Below are 14,823 nucleotides of genomic sequence, written 5' to 3'. Positions count from 1 at the left end.
TTATTCAGCCTTTTTGGTGGTGGCCTTTAGGGCCTTGGTGATTGGGGTAGCTTGCGTGTCAGCAGCCGGCTCCTGCGTATTCAGGACGCTGGTCAGTTCGAGGCGACCGGCACTGCGCAGAGCGCTGGCCTCGACATCCAACAGGCCCAATGTCTGGCCGACGCTCGACCAATGGCCGCCGCCGGTAGGAAATGGCAGTAGCACGGTGTATTGCTTACGAATGGGCATCTACGGTCCCCCCAGATGCGAAAACACAAAAGCCCCATAGAGGGGCTCAATGCGGGCGAAAAAAAACCGCTCTCGCGGTCGTGGTTTACTTGACGAAATCTGGCAACACGGGCCAGAGCAGCCTGGACGGCTCCGCGTCCGTTTCGGGGATGTCTCGCAAGGCCTGGCGATAAGCCTTGATCTCGGCAAGCTGGGTTCCTGTTGCGGGGAAGTCTGGTAATTGAGTGAAATCCGTGTCTCGCAACAGTTGATTACGGCGCGTGCGAATGGCGGCCCACTCGATTTCAGGCGATGGTACGGCAAGTGGAATTTCGGGTATGTCATTGTTGGACAGATCAGACATGTTCGTTCCTTAGCTGAAAACAACGGTTTCGGCCAGCGACAACCTGGTGACCAAATCCCCAAGGTTGAACAACCGACCATTGCCCACACGCATGGTGTCAATGCGCACGGTGGTGTAATAAATGTTTGGAATGAGAATGCGCATGACAATATTGCCGTTTGTATCGACATAGACAGAAGGGGTCATGTTTCCAAACGTCGAAGCGTTTTGCAGAACCCGAGTGGGCTGATAGCAATACCCCACCAACGTTTCGTCGATTATTTTGGCTGTGCCGTAGCTGTACCCCTTGATGTTGAACCAGAACATCTCCGAATGAACATTGATGTTAAGCGGCACTTTGAAATGCATGTACACATTGGCGCTGGCGCCCAGGTTGGTGGAGACGAAATCACCTTGCGCCGTTGCACCATAGACGCCGCCAGTCCCGTAGACATGTCCCTGCAAAACGTTGCGACGAATCGTGCCCAGGGCGCTTGGATCCCCTTCTACATCCTTCTGGCTTCGCCATTCATTGAACTGCGTCAACGCCGTGGCCATGGTCGTATTGATAGTGCCAATTTTTCCATTGACCGTCGTGGTCAAGTTGTTGGCCGCTGATACCAGCGACGCGATAGTGGTTTCCAGACTCACATTCAGACTCCTTGTGCTATTTGATTATTTAGCTTCGAGCGCCATCACTCGAAACATCAGACCAACGTGCCGCGCCATGTTGTCGATATTGGCGGTAGCCAATGTGGCGATTTCTTCACTTAATAGAATGTTCAGGTTGTCGGACCCGACCACCACCGTGACGCTTTGCGCAGGCAACGGTGAAATATCCAGCGTGAACTTCTGTAATACTCGCGCGGCAGCGGCTTTGTAGGTCAGCAGCTTTCCAGCCACCGAATACACCGCCAACAGCGTGCCCGTGGAAAGATAGAAACCGAACTCGCCAATTTCATATTCATCCGGCCCTTCAAACAGAGCAGCCATTCGCAGTTGCCCTGGATCCAAGTCTTCGTAATCCACGATTGGCACACGTTGTCGTTCATTGCGAAGCGCCGTTTCCGATCCATTGGGATCGTAGCGGGCGGTGCCGGCCCCGATGTGAGTGATCTCACCTTTCAAGCCTTGGTTTTTCGCCTGTAACACTTCGGCCAAGCCGGCGGAAGTGAAGCGAACCAAGCGCGTAATGTCTTCTGTCATGGCTGCGCCCTGAGGTCGTAATCGTTGATGGTGTAGGGTTGGAAAAAGCCGGTGCTGATAAGCCGTATATCTAGGTCAATGGATGGCAACGCTCCGTCTAGAAACAGCTCCCCTTCGCTAATGGCCGCGTCTCCGGCTGCCGCCAGCATCAAACTGCCCTTCGTGGGATGTACAAAGGTGATGGTGGCCTGGTCGCGTTCGCTCTTGGCGGCATCGATTCGCCGTATCAAGCGATTGTGATCGCCGCTCGACCAGCTGCGGCCGATGACCGCTTGCACATCAAAGGTGTAGGGATGAGCAAGAGGCTGTTGCTCATACCAGGCAGTGACCTGAGGCGTGAAACCCATAGACTCGACGGCATGATTCAGCGCCTGACGCGTACCGGCCTGCCGCTGGATCTGCCAGGACAACGAAACGGTCAAGCGTTTTTCCGGTTCATTGGCCTCCGCGTCCCATTCACCGACTCCTCTATCCGCCGCCAAATACGGCAGGAACGCCAAAGGCGTTTCCCGCGGATTCATCAACTCCGGAAACGGCGGATCGATGCGCTCAAGCAATTGGGTAAACCCAAGATCCAGCGCCCGTTCCAACGGTGAGCTGTTGACCGGCAGCAGGCCCGGGCGAGGTGTGTCGTCACTCATAACGTGTCCACCTCAACCTCGACGCCCGTGCAGTACGGGGCCTGGGAAGCACTCGTCACAATCGGCGCAAGCGGTTCGAGAATCTGCAGCTGAACCGCGCCGGCGCTGTGCAGCGTGTAGTCGATCCAGCTCGGGTCCACGCGACCTTCCAGGCGATGGCAGGCCTCGGCGTATTCCTGCAGTTGCTGCTGGGCGGCAACCTGGGTCAGGCCTGAGTCCGGCCCGGGATTGATCTTCGCCACGACGCGGATCTTGTAGTTCTTGATTTGCGCGGGTTGGACGATGACCCGATCGGTTTCCGGCCGTACATCCGGCCGGGCGAAATGCTCGCGGACGCGGTCGAGCAACGTTTCGGATGGCGTTCCATCGCCGTCGCGGGACAACACCGTGACCGTGACTTCGCCGGGCGCGGTGCGGCGTCCGTTGCCGTCCTTGATCTGCCCGGCGTAGCTGTCCGGGTCGAAGGTGTACGTGACCGTCACCACACCCGCCGAGGCGTTCTCGACTTTCACCACGGGACGTTGCCCCAAGGTGAAAATCTCCCGCCGATATTGCATGCGCGAACCCGCCGCCGGAGCGTGGGGCGCCAGGTAATAGCGCAGCCGCGCATCGTCATCGCTCTCGTAGACCGGGGCGATGGGCGGGAACGCGGCCGGGTCGCCCGGGTCGAGCAACTGGCGTTCGAGCCCCATGTCCGCGAGGCGAGCGTCGAGGTTGGTGCCGGTGGCCCACCACGCCAACATCTGCTTGATGCGGGCGTTGTATTTGCGTTCGTGGGTTTGCAGCCGGACGCAGAACGCCTCGAGGGCCAGGGTCAGCAGTTCGCTTTCGTTCTCGAGGCTGTCCACCAGCTTGGCGGCGCTGGCGGGAGAGCGTGCGGCGACGTACTCGACCACGAAGGTCTTGAACTCGGCGAGCAAATCCTCGAACGCGTCGACGGTGACGATGGCCGGTTCGGCCAGTTGGTTCTGGCCAGGAATCAGCATGCTCATGTCACCACCTCGAACGTCTGCTTGCGGTTTTTCCAGGTGCCGGCGAAACGCAACAGCAAGCCGGCGCCTTGTCGATTGGCGACGATGACCTGCGGCTCGAAATCATCGATGCCGTTATGGGGGTTGTAGAACGCTTGGGCCGCGTGGCTCTGGGCGAGGATCAGCAGGTCGTCGCCGAGGTTCTGCCCGAGCAACTCGGTCAATGCGCAGCCATACAACGGACGCTTCTGGCGAGTGCCTAACGGCGTGGTAAGTGCGCGGGTGGCGCGCTGCACAAATTGCAGCCAGTCGTCGACCGTCGCGCCGGTGTTGCGATCGATTCCAATCATGGGAAATCCTTTATGCGGTACTGATGACGCGCCCCTGATGATCCACCACCGGGCCGCTCAGGTGCACACCGGCGGCATCGAGGCGAATGCCGACGGCGCCCAGTTTTAGTTCGATGGTTTGCGGCGTCATCACCAGGCTTGATGGGCCAATGCTCAACCGGAGGGATTCGCGGGAACCGCTGAACGCCGCCGGGCCGTTCTGCCAGTGCAGGACATGGCTGGCGTGGTCGTAGCCGTTTTCCGTGCCGTCCTGATAGAGGCGACGCGTCAGCGAAGCCTGGGTCGAGACGGGCGGAAACTGACCGCCGTTAAGGCCGAACAAGGCGACCGCTTGGCCACCGCCGTCGCCGCCGCCATGGTTCAGCAACAGGCATTGCTCGCCCACGGACGGAATCCGCGACTCGCTCTGGGCGCTCGGCGCTCGGGTTGAAGAAGCGGATCGCCGGCGTCAGCAGCCCGCCATGGCTGACTTTGCAGGTATTGCTGGCCGCGTCGACTTCCTGGCAAATGCCGATGCGGCAGAAACTCTCCGCACGTCGATGCAAGTCTTCCAATTCGGTTTCCATCTGCGCCAGACGTTCGATGATCGGCCCCAGATGCATCCGTAACAGCGCATCAAACATGGCTCATCCCTCGAGTGCGGTGTATTGGTCCGGGTCGTCGATGTTCGAAACTTCCCAGGTGCGGGCAAACTTCGCAATACCGAGCGGGTCATCCAACAGCGTCGGCCCGAGGTACAGGGTCTGGCTGAAGGAAAGGGTCCAGGCGGTGTATTGCCGCGCCGGGTGGATGAACGTGGACGGGAGGCTATCGAGCTCCGTCGGCAGATCGCATTGATCGCCGGACAGCCCCCAGCGGTTATCCATGACCAGATGCTTCAGCTCTGCGGCCAAGTCGCAGGCGTCCCATCCTGGAACGGCCATGACCACTTGCAGGGAAACCGTCAGGACATGGGCGATACGCCCGTCGTTGGCACGCTGGCCGGGGGCATCGCGCTCAATGGCGATCAGCACCCAGGGTTGATCGTCGGTGCCGTCGAACTCCTGGGGACTGCCGACTTTCAAGGCGGGATAAATGGCGCGCAGCGTCTGGGCAATGGCGAAGAACAGTTGCGATGGTTTTTCGAGGACGGCAGGCATCAAGGCCTCCTTTATTCATGGCGGCACGAAGATCACCAGCAAGGGATCAATGTGGGTCGGAACGGGAATCGCGCGGCGGCAGTTCACTCACGCCCATCCGCTTGGCGGCCCAGCGTTCGTAAAGCCCGATGGCCACATCCGCGCCGGCCATGGCCGTCAGGCAACCGAAGGCGCCCGCAGCCCAGATCGACAGGCCCATGGCGTACAACAGCATGATCGCCGAGACGCCACAGATCATGCAGGCACCGGAACGCAGCGCCAGGCGACGCAGCAGCGACCAACCACGGGCGCCCTCTTTATCGGCACGCCACATCTCGCCAGTCACCCCGCCCACCAGGGCGAGCACGATGACCAGCCAGATCGGCATGTCCAGCAACGCTTGTTGCTCGTTTGTCATGTCTCGTTTCCTGGGGTGATTTAGTTTGGGCGGGTAAGTTGTGTGAGGTTGAATGAGATGTGGGTCGGTGCAACGCATTAGGTTGCTAGGAGCGGCGTTCAAGCTTTGTCTAGGTAATTCAGGGCTGTCATCACTTTGGCGCAGCGCAAGTCGCGCCTTTGTAAGCCATGGTGTAGGTGTAGTGCCTGTCCCAAGACAGCGGTAGCGCACTGGGTGCGGCCCATTCCGCGTAGTTACCCGACATCGAACCAGCGACAGCTAACTTACCCATGGCAATGGTCGCGAGATTGTTGGCGCTCCCTGCACCCGGCATTGGCACACTCCCATTCCATTGGAGATCGTCCCCGTTCTGGAACCATGCGCCCTTCCAGCCAGCCTGCGAACTCGAGTACCAGGTATTGTCTGCTTTGAAACAGATCGTTTGGTTGGCATAAAAACCACCGCCCGGAACATGGTAGTAGGCGAATTGCCAGGAACCGACAGGAGAGGTTTCAGCACTTGCGTTAAGGGACTGGAAGGCCAGGACAGCTACGACCAGCACACTGAAAAAGGTTTTCATCAGTTACATCCTTTTAGATAGGTAAGTTTTTTAAATCACTTTTTTATCTGGGCATCTCCTTGGTTTCACGGATGAGCGCATGGAAATGCCCTGCCTGTTTGAAGCACCTCACGGCACAGGCATTCCAAAAAGCCCGGTCGCCCAGGCTTTTCAGTAATGCGCTTGATCTTTCGGCGCGACTGGCGCGGTACGGATCCATTCAAATTGTTCCTCCGGCCGCGGTCCCTGCCCGCCGGATAACTGCTTCTGGTGCTTTACGCTGCACACCCGGGCCAGTTGCCAACCCTTTGAACCGTTAAGGCCGGTTCATCGCTGCCTGTTGGTGGAACTAAAGAGCTTCGTTGCCAGCCGCTTTGTCGAGCGGCTTGGACACAGAATATGCATGGATGCATATACAGTCAATGCGTAAATGCATTTATTTATGCACATGAAATGCGCAAATGCATGAAGGCCTTGTGGGCACGGTGGTTTCGGGTTTTCAGGAGGCGAAAAAAAAACCCGCACGACGGCGGGTTTTATCTGACAGCGGAAGGGTTAGCGGGCGTACATGCCCCACCAGAAGACGTGACCGAGGATGACGATCTGCTCGTCCTGCATTTCCTGGAAGGTATAGTCCTCATCCGGATGCTCATCGCGGTTGAAGCTGCGCAGGCGGATGCCGGTGGGCAGGCGATAAAGCTGCTTCACCCGCAGTTGGCCGTTGTGGTTGATGGCGTAGAGGTCACCGTCGACGATGTCGCCGATCCCGCATTTACCGGCATTCACCCCAACCGTGGCGCCGTCGCGCAGCACTGGCAACATGCTGTTGCCGCGTACCGTCACGCATTTGGCCTGGTCGAACTGCACGCCGTTGTGGCGCAGGCTGCGCTTGCCGAAACGCAGGCTGGAGCGCTCGCTTTCCTCGATGACGAATCTTCCTGATCCAGCAGCCAATTCAACCTCACGCAGAAAAGGAACGGACACCTCGTCTTCCTCGACGGGCGTGTCGTCGTCCCAAAGGCTTATGTCCTTGAGTTCAGAATGCGGCTCGTCGCGGCGGCTGTTGTCGGCGGGCGCAACATCGGCGCGCCCGCGCAACTGGTCGGTGCTCACGGCGAAATATTCGGCGATCTTCGAGATGTGTTTATCCGAAGGGTCGACGATCTTGCCGCTGAGGATCCGCGAGAGGGTGGACTGAGGCACGCCGGTACGCCGGTGAAGCTCCGTGGGGGAGATCCCGTGCTGATCGAGCAATGCTCTTAATACGGTAGAAACGTTGCGTTTTTGCATAACGCGCATAATGCTTGTTCTTTTCGCGGAAGACAAATGCTGATTTGCATAAATCGTTAATACACCTCACGAAGCTTGGTTAGATGCATTTGTGGCGAGGGAGCTTGCTCCCGCTGGGCTGCGCAGCAGCCCCCTTTTTGTGAGCGCTTCGCACTCAAGCGGGAGCAAGCTCCCTCGCCACGGAATCCGTCCTACACACCTTTGGGAAAAGGCTTCAAAGATGTCCTTCAGATGCGCAACACAAGGCTACGTCAACTTGCGCCTCTGCCTACAACTACGCCAGAATCCGCCGGCTTGTGCGCCTTGGATCCCATCGGTACTTTTGACCTCGTCACTGCCTATCAGTGATCGGGTTTAGTCGCTCGGTATTCCAAGGTGCTCATTGCTCCCTTCAGTCAGGTATCCCTACTCCTGCACTTGATGGTAGCTGTGCGCAGGGCGCCCTCGGGCGCGCCGGTTCCTTGGATCCCCGGTCGACTAACCTGCGTACAGCTGCCGCCCCCTCGTTTAGTCGCGAGTGAGTGGTGGCTCAACCTCAAGGATCCATAGAATGCCGAAGCACACACCGAATCCCCCTAACGAACACGTCTCCCGCACCCAATCGGCCAACGCCAAGAAACTCGACGACGCGGCCACCCGCGCCCTGGACTACTACCTCAAGCCGAAAACCGACAAAGAAACCGCTGACACACCCGACACCCTTTTCATCATCGCCCCAACATCGACGCCGAATGCCTGCTCGCCAACCTCAGCGAAACCCTGGCCTCGGCCAACGCCATGGTCAGCGACCTGGCATTCGACCTGAAGGGCTCGCGACGGAATATCTTGCTGGGGGTTCAACAGATGATCGAGCTGAGCCAGTTGCTGGCGAACCGGGCGTTGGATGTGGTTGAGGTGAGGTAGGCATTCATGGTGCAAGCCGAGACCTGAGAGAAACCCGAGTCATCACTGTGGGAGCGAGCTTGCTCGCGATGGCGGTAGTCCAGTTACTACTAAGTTGTATTGGCAGCCGTCATCGCGAGCAAGCTCGCTCCCACAATTGGATCAGGATACAGCCGGAGAAACAGGTCGGCTATAAGGCCGCCTTCGCGAGCAGGCTCGCTCCCACAATTGGATCGGAGTACAGCCGGAGGAACAGGCCGGCTTGCGGGCTCTTCAAAAGTGACCCGCCGTCAGGGCGGCACCCTAAGTAGCCGTTACCGAAAAACGGATAAGCACACAGTCCCAAAAACCACTCACATATGGGTAGCACCAGACCGCCCATGTTAACCTTGCGCCCATCGCGGAAAAGCCGGGCCAATGCCCCTCCTTTTGCCTACACACTTCAACGAGCTTTGCCTGACACCCATGAATACAGCCGTGAACGACCTGTCCTCCCACACGCCGATGATGCAGCAATACTGGCGCCTGAAGAACCAGCACCCCGATCAGCTGATGTTCTACCGCATGGGCGACTTCTACGAGATCTTCTACGAGGACGCGAAGAAGGCCGCCAAGCTGCTGGACATCACCCTGACGGCGCGTGGGCAGTCGGCGGGCATGGCGATTCCGATGTGTGGGATTCCTTACCACGCAGCGGAAGGTTACCTGGCGAAACTGGTCAAGCTTGGCGAGTCCGTGGTGATCTGCGAACAAGTCGGCGACCCGGCCACCAGCAAAGGCCCAGTGGAACGCCAAGTCGTGCGGATCATCACCCCGGGTACGGTCAGTGACGAAGCCTTGCTGGACGAGCGCCGGGACAACCTCATTGCCGCGGTCTTGGGCGACGAGCGGCTGTTTGGCCTGGCCGTGCTGGACATCACCAGTGGCAATTTCTCGGTGCTGGAAATCAAGGGCTGGGAAAACCTGCTGGCGGAGCTGGAGCGGGTCAACCCGGTGGAGCTGTTGATTCCCGATGACTGGCCCAAAGACCTGCCGGCGGAAAAACGCCGTGGGGTGCGTCGTCGGGCGCCGTGGGATTTCGAGCGCGACTCGGCGCTGAAAAGTCTCTGCCAGCAGTTTTCCACCCAGGACCTGAAAGGCTTCGGTTGCGAGAATTTGACCCTGGCCATCGGCGCGGCCGGTTGCCTGCTGGCCTACGCCAAGGAAACCCAGCGCACCGCCCTGCCCCACTTGCGCAGCCTGCGTCACGAGCGCCTGGATGACACGGTGGTGCTGGACGGCGCGAGCCGACGCAACCTGGAGCTGGACACCAACCTGGCCGGCGGCCGCGACAACACCTTGCAATCGGTGGTCGATCGCTGCCAGACCGCCATGGGCAGCCGTCTGCTGACCCGCTGGTTGAACCGTCCGCTGCGGGACCTGACGGTACTGACAGCGCGCCAGTCCTCCATTACCTGTCTGCTGGACCGTTATCGCTTCGAGCAGTTGCAACCGCAACTCAAGGAAATCGGCGACATCGAGCGGATCCTCGCCCGCATCGGCTTGCGCAACGCCCGTCCCCGCGACTTGGCACGCCTGCGCGATGCCCTCGGCGCGCTGCCTGAATTGCAAGTGGCGATGACCGACCTCGAAGCGCCGCACCTGCAACAACTGGCGCGCACCACCAGCACCTACCCGGAGCTGGCCGCGCTGCTGGAAAAAGCCATTATCGACAACCCGCCCGCGGTGATCCGTGACGGTGGCGTGCTGAAAACCGGCTACGACGCCGAGCTCGACGAGTTGCAATCGCTGAGCGAGAACGCCGGCCAGTTCCTGATCGACCTCGAAGCCCGGGAAAAAGCCCGTACCGGCCTGGCCAACCTCAAGGTCGGCTACAACCGCATCCACGGCTACTTCATCGAACTGCCGAGCAAGCAGGCCGAGCAAGCCCCAGCCGACTACATTCGCCGCCAGACCCTCAAGGGCGCCGAGCGTTTCATCACCCCCGAGCTCAAGGCGTTCGAAGACAAGGCGCTGTCGGCCAAGAGCCGCGCCCTGGCCCGGGAAAAGATGCTCTACGAAGCGCTGCTTGAAGACCTGATCAGCCAACTGCCGCCGTTGCAGGACACCGCCGCCGCCCTGGCGGAACTGGACGTGCTGAGCAACCTGGCCGAACGCGCGCTCAACCTGGACCTCAACTGCCCGCGCTTCGTCAGCGAGCCGTGCATGCGCATCAGCCAGGGTCGTCACCCGGTGGTCGAGCAAGTCTTGACAACGCCGTTCGTGGCCAACGACCTGAGCCTGGACGACAATACGCGCATGCTGGTGATCACCGGTCCGAACATGGGCGGTAAATCCACCTACATGCGCCAGACCGCGTTGATCGTGCTGCTGGCCCACATCGGCAGCTTTGTGCCCGCGGCCAGCTGCGAATTGTCGTTGGTAGACCGCATCTTCACCCGGATCGGCTCCAGTGATGACTTGGCCGGTGGTCGTTCGACGTTCATGGTGGAAATGAGTGAAACCGCGAACATCCTGCACAACGCCACCGAGCGCAGCCTGGTGCTGATGGACGAAGTCGGTCGCGGCACCAGCACCTTCGACGGCTTGTCCCTGGCTTGGGCTGCGGCAGAACGTCTCGCCCAGTTGCGGGCCTACACGCTGTTCGCCACGCACTACTTCGAATTGACGGTGCTGCCGGAGAGCCAACCGCTGGTGGCCAACGTTCACCTCAACGCCACCGAGCACAACGAACGCATTGTGTTCCTGCACCATGTCCTGCCCGGCCCGGCGAGTCAGAGCTACGGATTGGCGGTGGCGCAGTTGGCCGGCGTGCCAAGCGACGTGATCAGCCGCGCCCGCGAGCACCTGAGCCGCCTGGAAACCACCAGCCTGCCCCATGAAGCACCGCGCCCGACCAAAGGCAAACCGGCCGCGCCGCAGCAAAGCGATCTGTTCGCCAGCCTGCCGCATCCGGTGCTCGATGAACTGGCCAAGCTCGATCTGGATGACCTGACACCACGCCGTGCACTCGAATTGCTTTATACATTGAAGACACGGATCTAACACACAGGCTTTCAAGCTGTTAGAATCGCGCGCGGTTTGGGATGCTGCTGCCTATTAGCCTGGGTTTGCAGACTATCGCTCCCAAACCCCGCGACCCCCACCGTGAAGGGGGTTCGCCGCAGCCGCCTGAGGAGAAATTAGAAATGACCTTCGTCGTCACCGACAACTGCATCAAGTGCAAGTACACCGACTGCGTAGAAGTGTGTCCGGTGGACTGCTTTTACGAAGGGCCGAACTTCCTGGTCATTCACCCGGACGAGTGCATCGACTGCGCGCTGTGTGAACCGGAATGCCCGGCGAATGCCATTTTCTCGGAAGACGAAGTGCCGGCCGGCATGGAGAACTTCATCGAGCTGAACGCTGAACTGGCGGACATCTGGCCGAACATCACCGAGAAGAAAGACGCCCTGCCGGACGCCGAAGAGTGGGACGGCAAGACTGGCAAGATCGCAGACCTCGAGCGCTGATCTTTCCGGCGTCACCAAAAGGCCCGTTGCGGGCCTTTTTGCTGCTTGGATCCAAATCGCAGGCATAAAAAAGGGGCGGTTTGACCCGCCCACATTTTTTCCCTAATCCCTTTAATCCTTTTCATCGTCCTGATGAATCGCGTCCTGCGATGTCCTTCCGTTCCCATCGTCCATGACGGGTGTGTCTGTCCGTCGACACAGGACTGATATTAGTGTTTTCCGAGGAGAGTGCAACGCGGCTGATACAGGTGGCTGACTTTGTCACACTAACTTCATCAGATAATTTTCTTTATAAATCAGTCAGATATAAAAATATCACAGCGTTTATAGCGGTCTATCCCGGCGACGGGAAACCGATCGCTTACGCAACACTAGGCAAAGGCTTACAAACTGAAACTACAAAATGGGTACGACCGAAAGATCACACTTACCCAGAAACGCAAAAGCCCCGAACCGGTCGGGGCTTTATCTCCTGCGCTTGCTGAGTGTTACTGAAACAACGACTCGCTCGACAGGCCATTCTTCTCCAGAATCTCCCGAAGACGCTTGAGGCCTTCAACCTGGATCTGCCTGACCCGCTCACGGGTCAACCCAATCTCCAGCCCGACATCCTCCAGCGTGCTGCTTTCATGCCCGCGCAAGCCGAAGCGGCGAATCACCACTTCCCGTTGCTTGTCGGTCAGCTCCGAAAGCCACTGGTCGATGCTCTGGGACAGATCGTCATCCTGGAGCAACTCGCACGGGTCAGTCGGGCGATCGTCGGTAAGGGTATCCAGCAAGGTCTTATCCGAGTCCGGCCCCAGGGAAACGTCCACCGAGGAAACTCGCTCGTTCAGCCCCAGCATGCGCTTGACCTCGCCCACCGGTTTTTCCAACAGGTTGGCGATCTCTTCGGGGGAAGGTTCGTGGTCGAGCTTCTGGGTCAGTTCACGGGCAGCCCGCAGGTAGACATTCAGCTCCTTGACCACATGGATCGGCAGCCGGATGGTCCGGGTCTGGTTCATGATCGCCCGTTCGATGGTCTGGCGAATCCACCAGGTCGCATAGGTCGAGAAACGGAAGCCGCGCTCGGGGTCGAATTTCTCGACCGCGCGAATCAGTCCCAGGTTGCCCTCTTCGATCAGGTCCAGCAGCGAAAGCCCACGGTTGACGTAGCGTCGGGCGATTTTCACCACCAGGCGCAGGTTGCTTTCAATCATGCGTTTTCGACCGGCCGGGTCGCCACTTTGCGACAACCGCGCAAAATGAACTTCTTCCTCGGGGGAGAGCAGCGGCGAGAAACCGATTTCGTTGAGGTACAACTGAGTGGCGTCCAGCGCCCGGGTGTAATCGATGTACTTATGTTGTTTAAGTGAAGCGGAGTGTTTGGATTTGGCACGAACGGAAGGTGGAGTCGCCCCTTCATCATTCGACATCGAATCCATAGCGATGCCGGTCTCCATCAGGAGAACCTCATCGTCGATGTCAAACTCCGGCACTTCTTTACTGAGAGCCATTGTTATAGTCCTTTGGTGAGTTCGACCTCAAGCTCGAGCGACGCCTTTATCCTTGGCAACGCTGGAGCCTGTTCCCTCTACGCGACGGAACAGGCTGACATGCAAATCAACGACGTGGCAGGAATTGCAGCGGATCTACAGGCTTACCTTGTCGGCGAATCTCAAAATGCAGTTTCACCCGGTCTGTACCCGTCGATCCCATTTCGGCAATTGTCTGCCCGACCTTGACCTGCTGCCCCTCCCGAACCAACAGCCTGCGGTTGTGACCGTAGGCACTGACGTAGGTATCGCTGTGTTTGATGATCACGAGTTCGCCGTAGCCCCTCAAACCACTCCCGGCGTACACAACCGTGCCATCAGACGCGGCAAAAACAGGCTGTCCCAAATCCCCGGCGATATCAATTCCTTTATTCAAACTACCGTTTGAAGAGAATTTTCCAATGAGAACGCCATTAGAAGGCCATCCCCAGCCAGTCGGGGCGGGGCCTGCCGGAGGCATCGGAGCGGGTGCCGGTTTGTTCGCGACGGACGGTACAGTCGCCGTTCCAGCAGTGGCCGGACGACGAATAACGGTGGTTTTGCTCGAGGACGAAGGGGTCGAACCCGACTGCGTGACGACCGCCGTTGGCGTTGAACCGCTGCGACCGTCAAAGCGAATTGTCTGACCTGGGTGAATCGTATAAGGCGCAGGAATGTTGTTCCGAGCCGCGAGGGCTTTGTAGTCCCAGCCGTAGCGAAAAGCGATGGAAAACAACGTATCGCCGCGACGGACTACATACTGGCCGGTCGTGACTGTAGGCCGTTGCGGTGTCGCGTTGTTGCGATCGACCACCCGGACGTTACCCGAAGGCGTACTGGAACAACCGACCAGCAAGGTACTCAAGAAAAGGCCAGTCACCAGGCGCTTAAAGCTCGTGATACCCATACGCTGCGCAATGACTGTGAGACTCACCCGCCGCTCCCTTTGTGGTGGCTGAAGATATTGAAAACTGCCTGTCCAGGCAGACATGTTGCCCCGTGGCTGGCCGATACCGTGCTTCTATAAAGGAAGCTCGAGGCACCGCCGCACACGTTTGCTCGACGCTGTTGAACGCCGTTTGGCAATTCGGCGCTGGACTGATCCGTGCAGCTGTAAGACACAGCACGGGCCGCGGAATTCAGCGCCCGGTTATAAATGCTCAGGCCAACGGCCCATTGAGCAGCGGCACGAAACGCACCGCTCCAAGGACGTGTCGCGAGAAGCCGTGTTCTTCGCGCACGATCAACATCAATTGCTGGACTTCGCCCGAGCCCACCGGAATGACCAGTCGCCCACCGGGAGCGAGCTGATCCAGCAAGGCCTGGGGTACGTCGGTAGCGACCGCCGTCACGATGATGCCGTTATAAGGCGCCAGGGCCGGCCAACCTTCCCACCCATCGCCCCAGCGAAATACCACGTTGCGCAGGTTCAATTCCACCAGGCGTTCCTTGGCGCGATCCTGCAGCACCTTGATCCGCTCTACGGAGAACACCCGCTCGACCAACTGCGACAACACTGCGGTCTGGTAGCCCGAGCCCGTGCCGATCTCCAGCACTTTGTCCAGCGGCCCCGCCTCCAGCAGCAACTCGCTCATGCGAGCGACCATATAAGGCTGGGAAATGGTCTGGTTGTGGCCAATCGGCAATGCGGTGTCTTCGTAAGCGCGATGGGCCAGGGCCTCATCGACGAACAAATGCCGTGGCGTGCGTCGGATCACTTCCAGGACCTGGGCGTTGGACAGGCCTTCTTCGTAAAGCCGCTGGATCAATCGCTCCCGCGTGCGCTGGGAGGTCATGCCGATGCCTCGGCGCAGCATATCGTCTTGTTCACGC

17 protein-coding genes and 2 pseudogenes are annotated in these 14,823 nt (G+C 59.1%); 4 read left to right on the top strand and 15 right to left on the bottom strand.

Annotated features, from left to right (window positions below; translation table 11 throughout):
• The 8 genes and pseudogenes from AB4N42_RS09465 to AB4N42_RS09430 form a co-directional block, all read right to left on the bottom strand.
• Positions 1-228: a hypothetical protein gene (locus AB4N42_RS09465; RefSeq protein WP_198796361.1), complete on the bottom strand. Its 228-nt coding sequence runs from the start codon at positions 226-228 to the stop codon at positions 1-3.
• 85 nt (positions 229-313) lie between these two features.
• Positions 314-571, bottom strand: a complete 258-nt coding sequence (locus AB4N42_RS09460; RefSeq protein WP_198796360.1) for a tail fiber assembly protein — start codon at positions 569-571, stop codon at positions 314-316.
• A 9-nt stretch (positions 572-580) separates the two neighbouring features.
• Positions 581-1,201: a hypothetical protein gene (locus tag AB4N42_RS09455; protein ID WP_198796359.1), complete on the bottom strand. Its 621-nt coding sequence runs from the start codon at positions 1,199-1,201 to the stop codon at positions 581-583.
• Between the two features lie 24 nt (positions 1,202-1,225).
• The gene (locus AB4N42_RS09450; protein ID WP_198796358.1) at positions 1,226-1,756 is read right to left on the bottom strand and encodes a hypothetical protein; all 531 of its coding nucleotides are present in this window, start codon (positions 1,754-1,756) and stop codon (positions 1,226-1,228) included.
• Positions 1,753-2,397, bottom strand: a complete 645-nt coding sequence (locus tag AB4N42_RS09445; RefSeq protein WP_460116126.1) for a phage tail protein I — start codon at positions 2,395-2,397, stop codon at positions 1,753-1,755. The genes AB4N42_RS09450 and AB4N42_RS09445 overlap by 4 nt, the downstream gene beginning before the upstream one ends.
• Positions 2,394-3,389: a baseplate J/gp47 family protein gene (locus AB4N42_RS09440; protein WP_030139455.1), complete on the bottom strand. Its 996-nt coding sequence runs from the start codon at positions 3,387-3,389 to the stop codon at positions 2,394-2,396. The genes AB4N42_RS09445 and AB4N42_RS09440 overlap by 4 nt, the downstream gene beginning before the upstream one ends.
• Entirely contained in the window at positions 3,386-3,718 is a 333-nt protein-coding gene (locus AB4N42_RS09435) for a phage baseplate protein (RefSeq protein WP_030139456.1), read from the bottom strand. The genes AB4N42_RS09440 and AB4N42_RS09435 overlap by 4 nt, the downstream gene beginning before the upstream one ends.
• A gap of 10 nt (positions 3,719-3,728) precedes the next feature.
• Positions 3,729-4,227, bottom strand: a pseudogene (locus AB4N42_RS09430) (phage baseplate assembly protein V).
• On the opposite strand from AB4N42_RS09430, the gene AB4N42_RS09425 reads away from it, so the two are divergent.
• A complete protein-coding gene (locus AB4N42_RS09425; protein ID WP_460116428.1) occupies positions 4,180-4,326 on the top strand; it encodes a hypothetical protein in 147 nt (48 codons plus the stop codon). The pseudogene AB4N42_RS09430 and the gene AB4N42_RS09425 sit on opposite strands and share 48 nt — an antisense overlap.
• An 18-nt stretch (positions 4,327-4,344) precedes the next feature.
• Here the strand turns inward: AB4N42_RS09425 and AB4N42_RS09420 are convergent, their stop codons facing one another.
• From AB4N42_RS09420 to AB4N42_RS09405, 4 genes are all read right to left on the bottom strand, one after another.
• Complete coding sequence (locus AB4N42_RS09420; protein WP_030139458.1) at positions 4,345-4,857, bottom strand: hypothetical protein; 513 nt, start codon at positions 4,855-4,857, stop codon at positions 4,345-4,347.
• A gap of 46 nt (positions 4,858-4,903) precedes the next feature.
• Entirely contained in the window at positions 4,904-5,254 is a 351-nt protein-coding gene (locus tag AB4N42_RS09415) for a phage holin family protein (RefSeq protein ID WP_030139459.1), read from the bottom strand.
• 130 nt (positions 5,255-5,384) lie between these two features.
• A complete protein-coding gene (locus AB4N42_RS09410; protein WP_030139460.1) occupies positions 5,385-5,813 on the bottom strand; it encodes a hypothetical protein in 429 nt (142 codons plus the stop codon).
• A gap of 534 nt (positions 5,814-6,347) precedes the next feature.
• Positions 6,348-7,082, bottom strand: coding sequence for a LexA family transcriptional regulator (locus tag AB4N42_RS09405; protein ID WP_460116378.1), 735 nt, complete (start codon positions 7,080-7,082; stop codon positions 6,348-6,350).
• Positions 7,083-7,632: 550 nt separating this feature from the next.
• Between AB4N42_RS09405 and AB4N42_RS09400 the strand changes: the two are divergent.
• The 3 genes and pseudogenes from AB4N42_RS09400 to fdxA all read left to right on the top strand — a co-directional run bounded on the left by AB4N42_RS09400 (position 7,633) and on the right by fdxA (position 11,476).
• Positions 7,633-7,985, top strand: a pseudogene (locus AB4N42_RS09400) (DUF6124 family protein).
• 456 nt (positions 7,986-8,441) lie between these two features.
• Complete coding sequence (gene mutS, locus AB4N42_RS09395; protein ID WP_460116125.1) at positions 8,442-11,009, top strand: DNA mismatch repair protein MutS; 2,568 nt, start codon at positions 8,442-8,444, stop codon at positions 11,007-11,009.
• Positions 11,010-11,152: 143 nt separating this feature from the next.
• Entirely contained in the window at positions 11,153-11,476 is a 324-nt protein-coding gene (fdxA, locus tag AB4N42_RS09390) for a ferredoxin FdxA (protein ID WP_030139464.1), read from the top strand.
• Positions 11,477-11,964: 488 nt separating this feature from the next.
• On the opposite strand, the gene rpoS is transcribed toward fdxA, so the two are convergent.
• The 3 genes from rpoS to AB4N42_RS09375 form a co-directional block, all read right to left on the bottom strand.
• Positions 11,965-12,972: an RNA polymerase sigma factor RpoS gene (rpoS, locus tag AB4N42_RS09385; protein WP_003198289.1), complete on the bottom strand. Its 1,008-nt coding sequence runs from the start codon at positions 12,970-12,972 to the stop codon at positions 11,965-11,967.
• A gap of 106 nt (positions 12,973-13,078) precedes the next feature.
• Positions 13,079-13,924 carry a peptidoglycan DD-metalloendopeptidase family protein gene (locus AB4N42_RS09380; protein ID WP_198796354.1) on the bottom strand — a complete coding sequence of 282 codons (846 nt, stop codon included), beginning with the start codon at positions 13,922-13,924 and terminating at the stop codon, positions 13,079-13,081.
• 226 nt (positions 13,925-14,150) lie between these two features.
• A complete protein-coding gene (locus AB4N42_RS09375) occupies positions 14,151-14,786 on the bottom strand; it encodes a protein-L-isoaspartate(D-aspartate) O-methyltransferase (RefSeq protein ID WP_175361775.1) in 636 nt (211 codons plus the stop codon).
• Between the last annotated feature and the right edge of the window lie 37 nt (positions 14,787-14,823).

The organism is Pseudomonas sp. H2_D02 (assembly GCF_054677635.1).
This window is presented reverse-complemented; position numbering and strand designations above follow the sequence as displayed.

What these genes read in the sequence shown, in the direction of transcription:
- AB4N42_RS09465 (WP_198796361.1), bottom strand. Translation starts at nt 228, where the DNA reads ATGCCCATTCGTAAGCAATACACCGTGCTACTGCCATTTCCTACCGGC.
- AB4N42_RS09460 (WP_198796360.1), bottom strand. Translation starts at nt 571, where the DNA reads ATGTCTGATCTGTCCAACAATGACATACCCGAAATTCCACTTGCCGTA.
- AB4N42_RS09450 (WP_198796358.1), bottom strand. Translation starts at nt 1,756, where the DNA reads ATGACAGAAGACATTACGCGCTTGGTTCGCTTCACTTCCGCCGGCTTG.
- AB4N42_RS09445 (WP_460116126.1), bottom strand. Translation starts at nt 2,397, where the DNA reads ATGAGTGACGACACACCTCGCCCGGGCCTGCTGCCGGTCAACAGCTCA.
- AB4N42_RS09440 (WP_030139455.1), bottom strand. Translation starts at nt 3,389, where the DNA reads ATGAGCATGCTGATTCCTGGCCAGAACCAACTGGCCGAACCGGCCATC.
- AB4N42_RS09435 (WP_030139456.1), bottom strand. Translation starts at nt 3,718, where the DNA reads ATGATTGGAATCGATCGCAACACCGGCGCGACGGTCGACGACTGGCTG.
- AB4N42_RS09425 (WP_460116428.1), top strand. Translation starts at nt 4,180, where the DNA reads ATGGCTGACTTTGCAGGTATTGCTGGCCGCGTCGACTTCCTGGCAAAT.
- AB4N42_RS09420 (WP_030139458.1), bottom strand. Translation starts at nt 4,857, where the DNA reads ATGCCTGCCGTCCTCGAAAAACCATCGCAACTGTTCTTCGCCATTGCC.
- AB4N42_RS09415 (WP_030139459.1), bottom strand. Translation starts at nt 5,254, where the DNA reads ATGACAAACGAGCAACAAGCGTTGCTGGACATGCCGATCTGGCTGGTC.
- AB4N42_RS09410 (WP_030139460.1), bottom strand. Translation starts at nt 5,813, where the DNA reads ATGAAAACCTTTTTCAGTGTGCTGGTCGTAGCTGTCCTGGCCTTCCAG.
- AB4N42_RS09405 (WP_460116378.1), bottom strand. Translation starts at nt 7,082, where the DNA reads ATGCAAAAACGCAACGTTTCTACCGTATTAAGAGCATTGCTCGATCAG.
- fdxA (WP_030139464.1), top strand. Translation starts at nt 11,153, where the DNA reads ATGACCTTCGTCGTCACCGACAACTGCATCAAGTGCAAGTACACCGAC.
- rpoS (WP_003198289.1), bottom strand. Translation starts at nt 12,972, where the DNA reads ATGGCTCTCAGTAAAGAAGTGCCGGAGTTTGACATCGACGATGAGGTT.
- AB4N42_RS09375 (WP_175361775.1), bottom strand. Translation starts at nt 14,786, where the DNA reads ATGACCTCCCAGCGCACGCGGGAGCGATTGATCCAGCGGCTTTACGAA.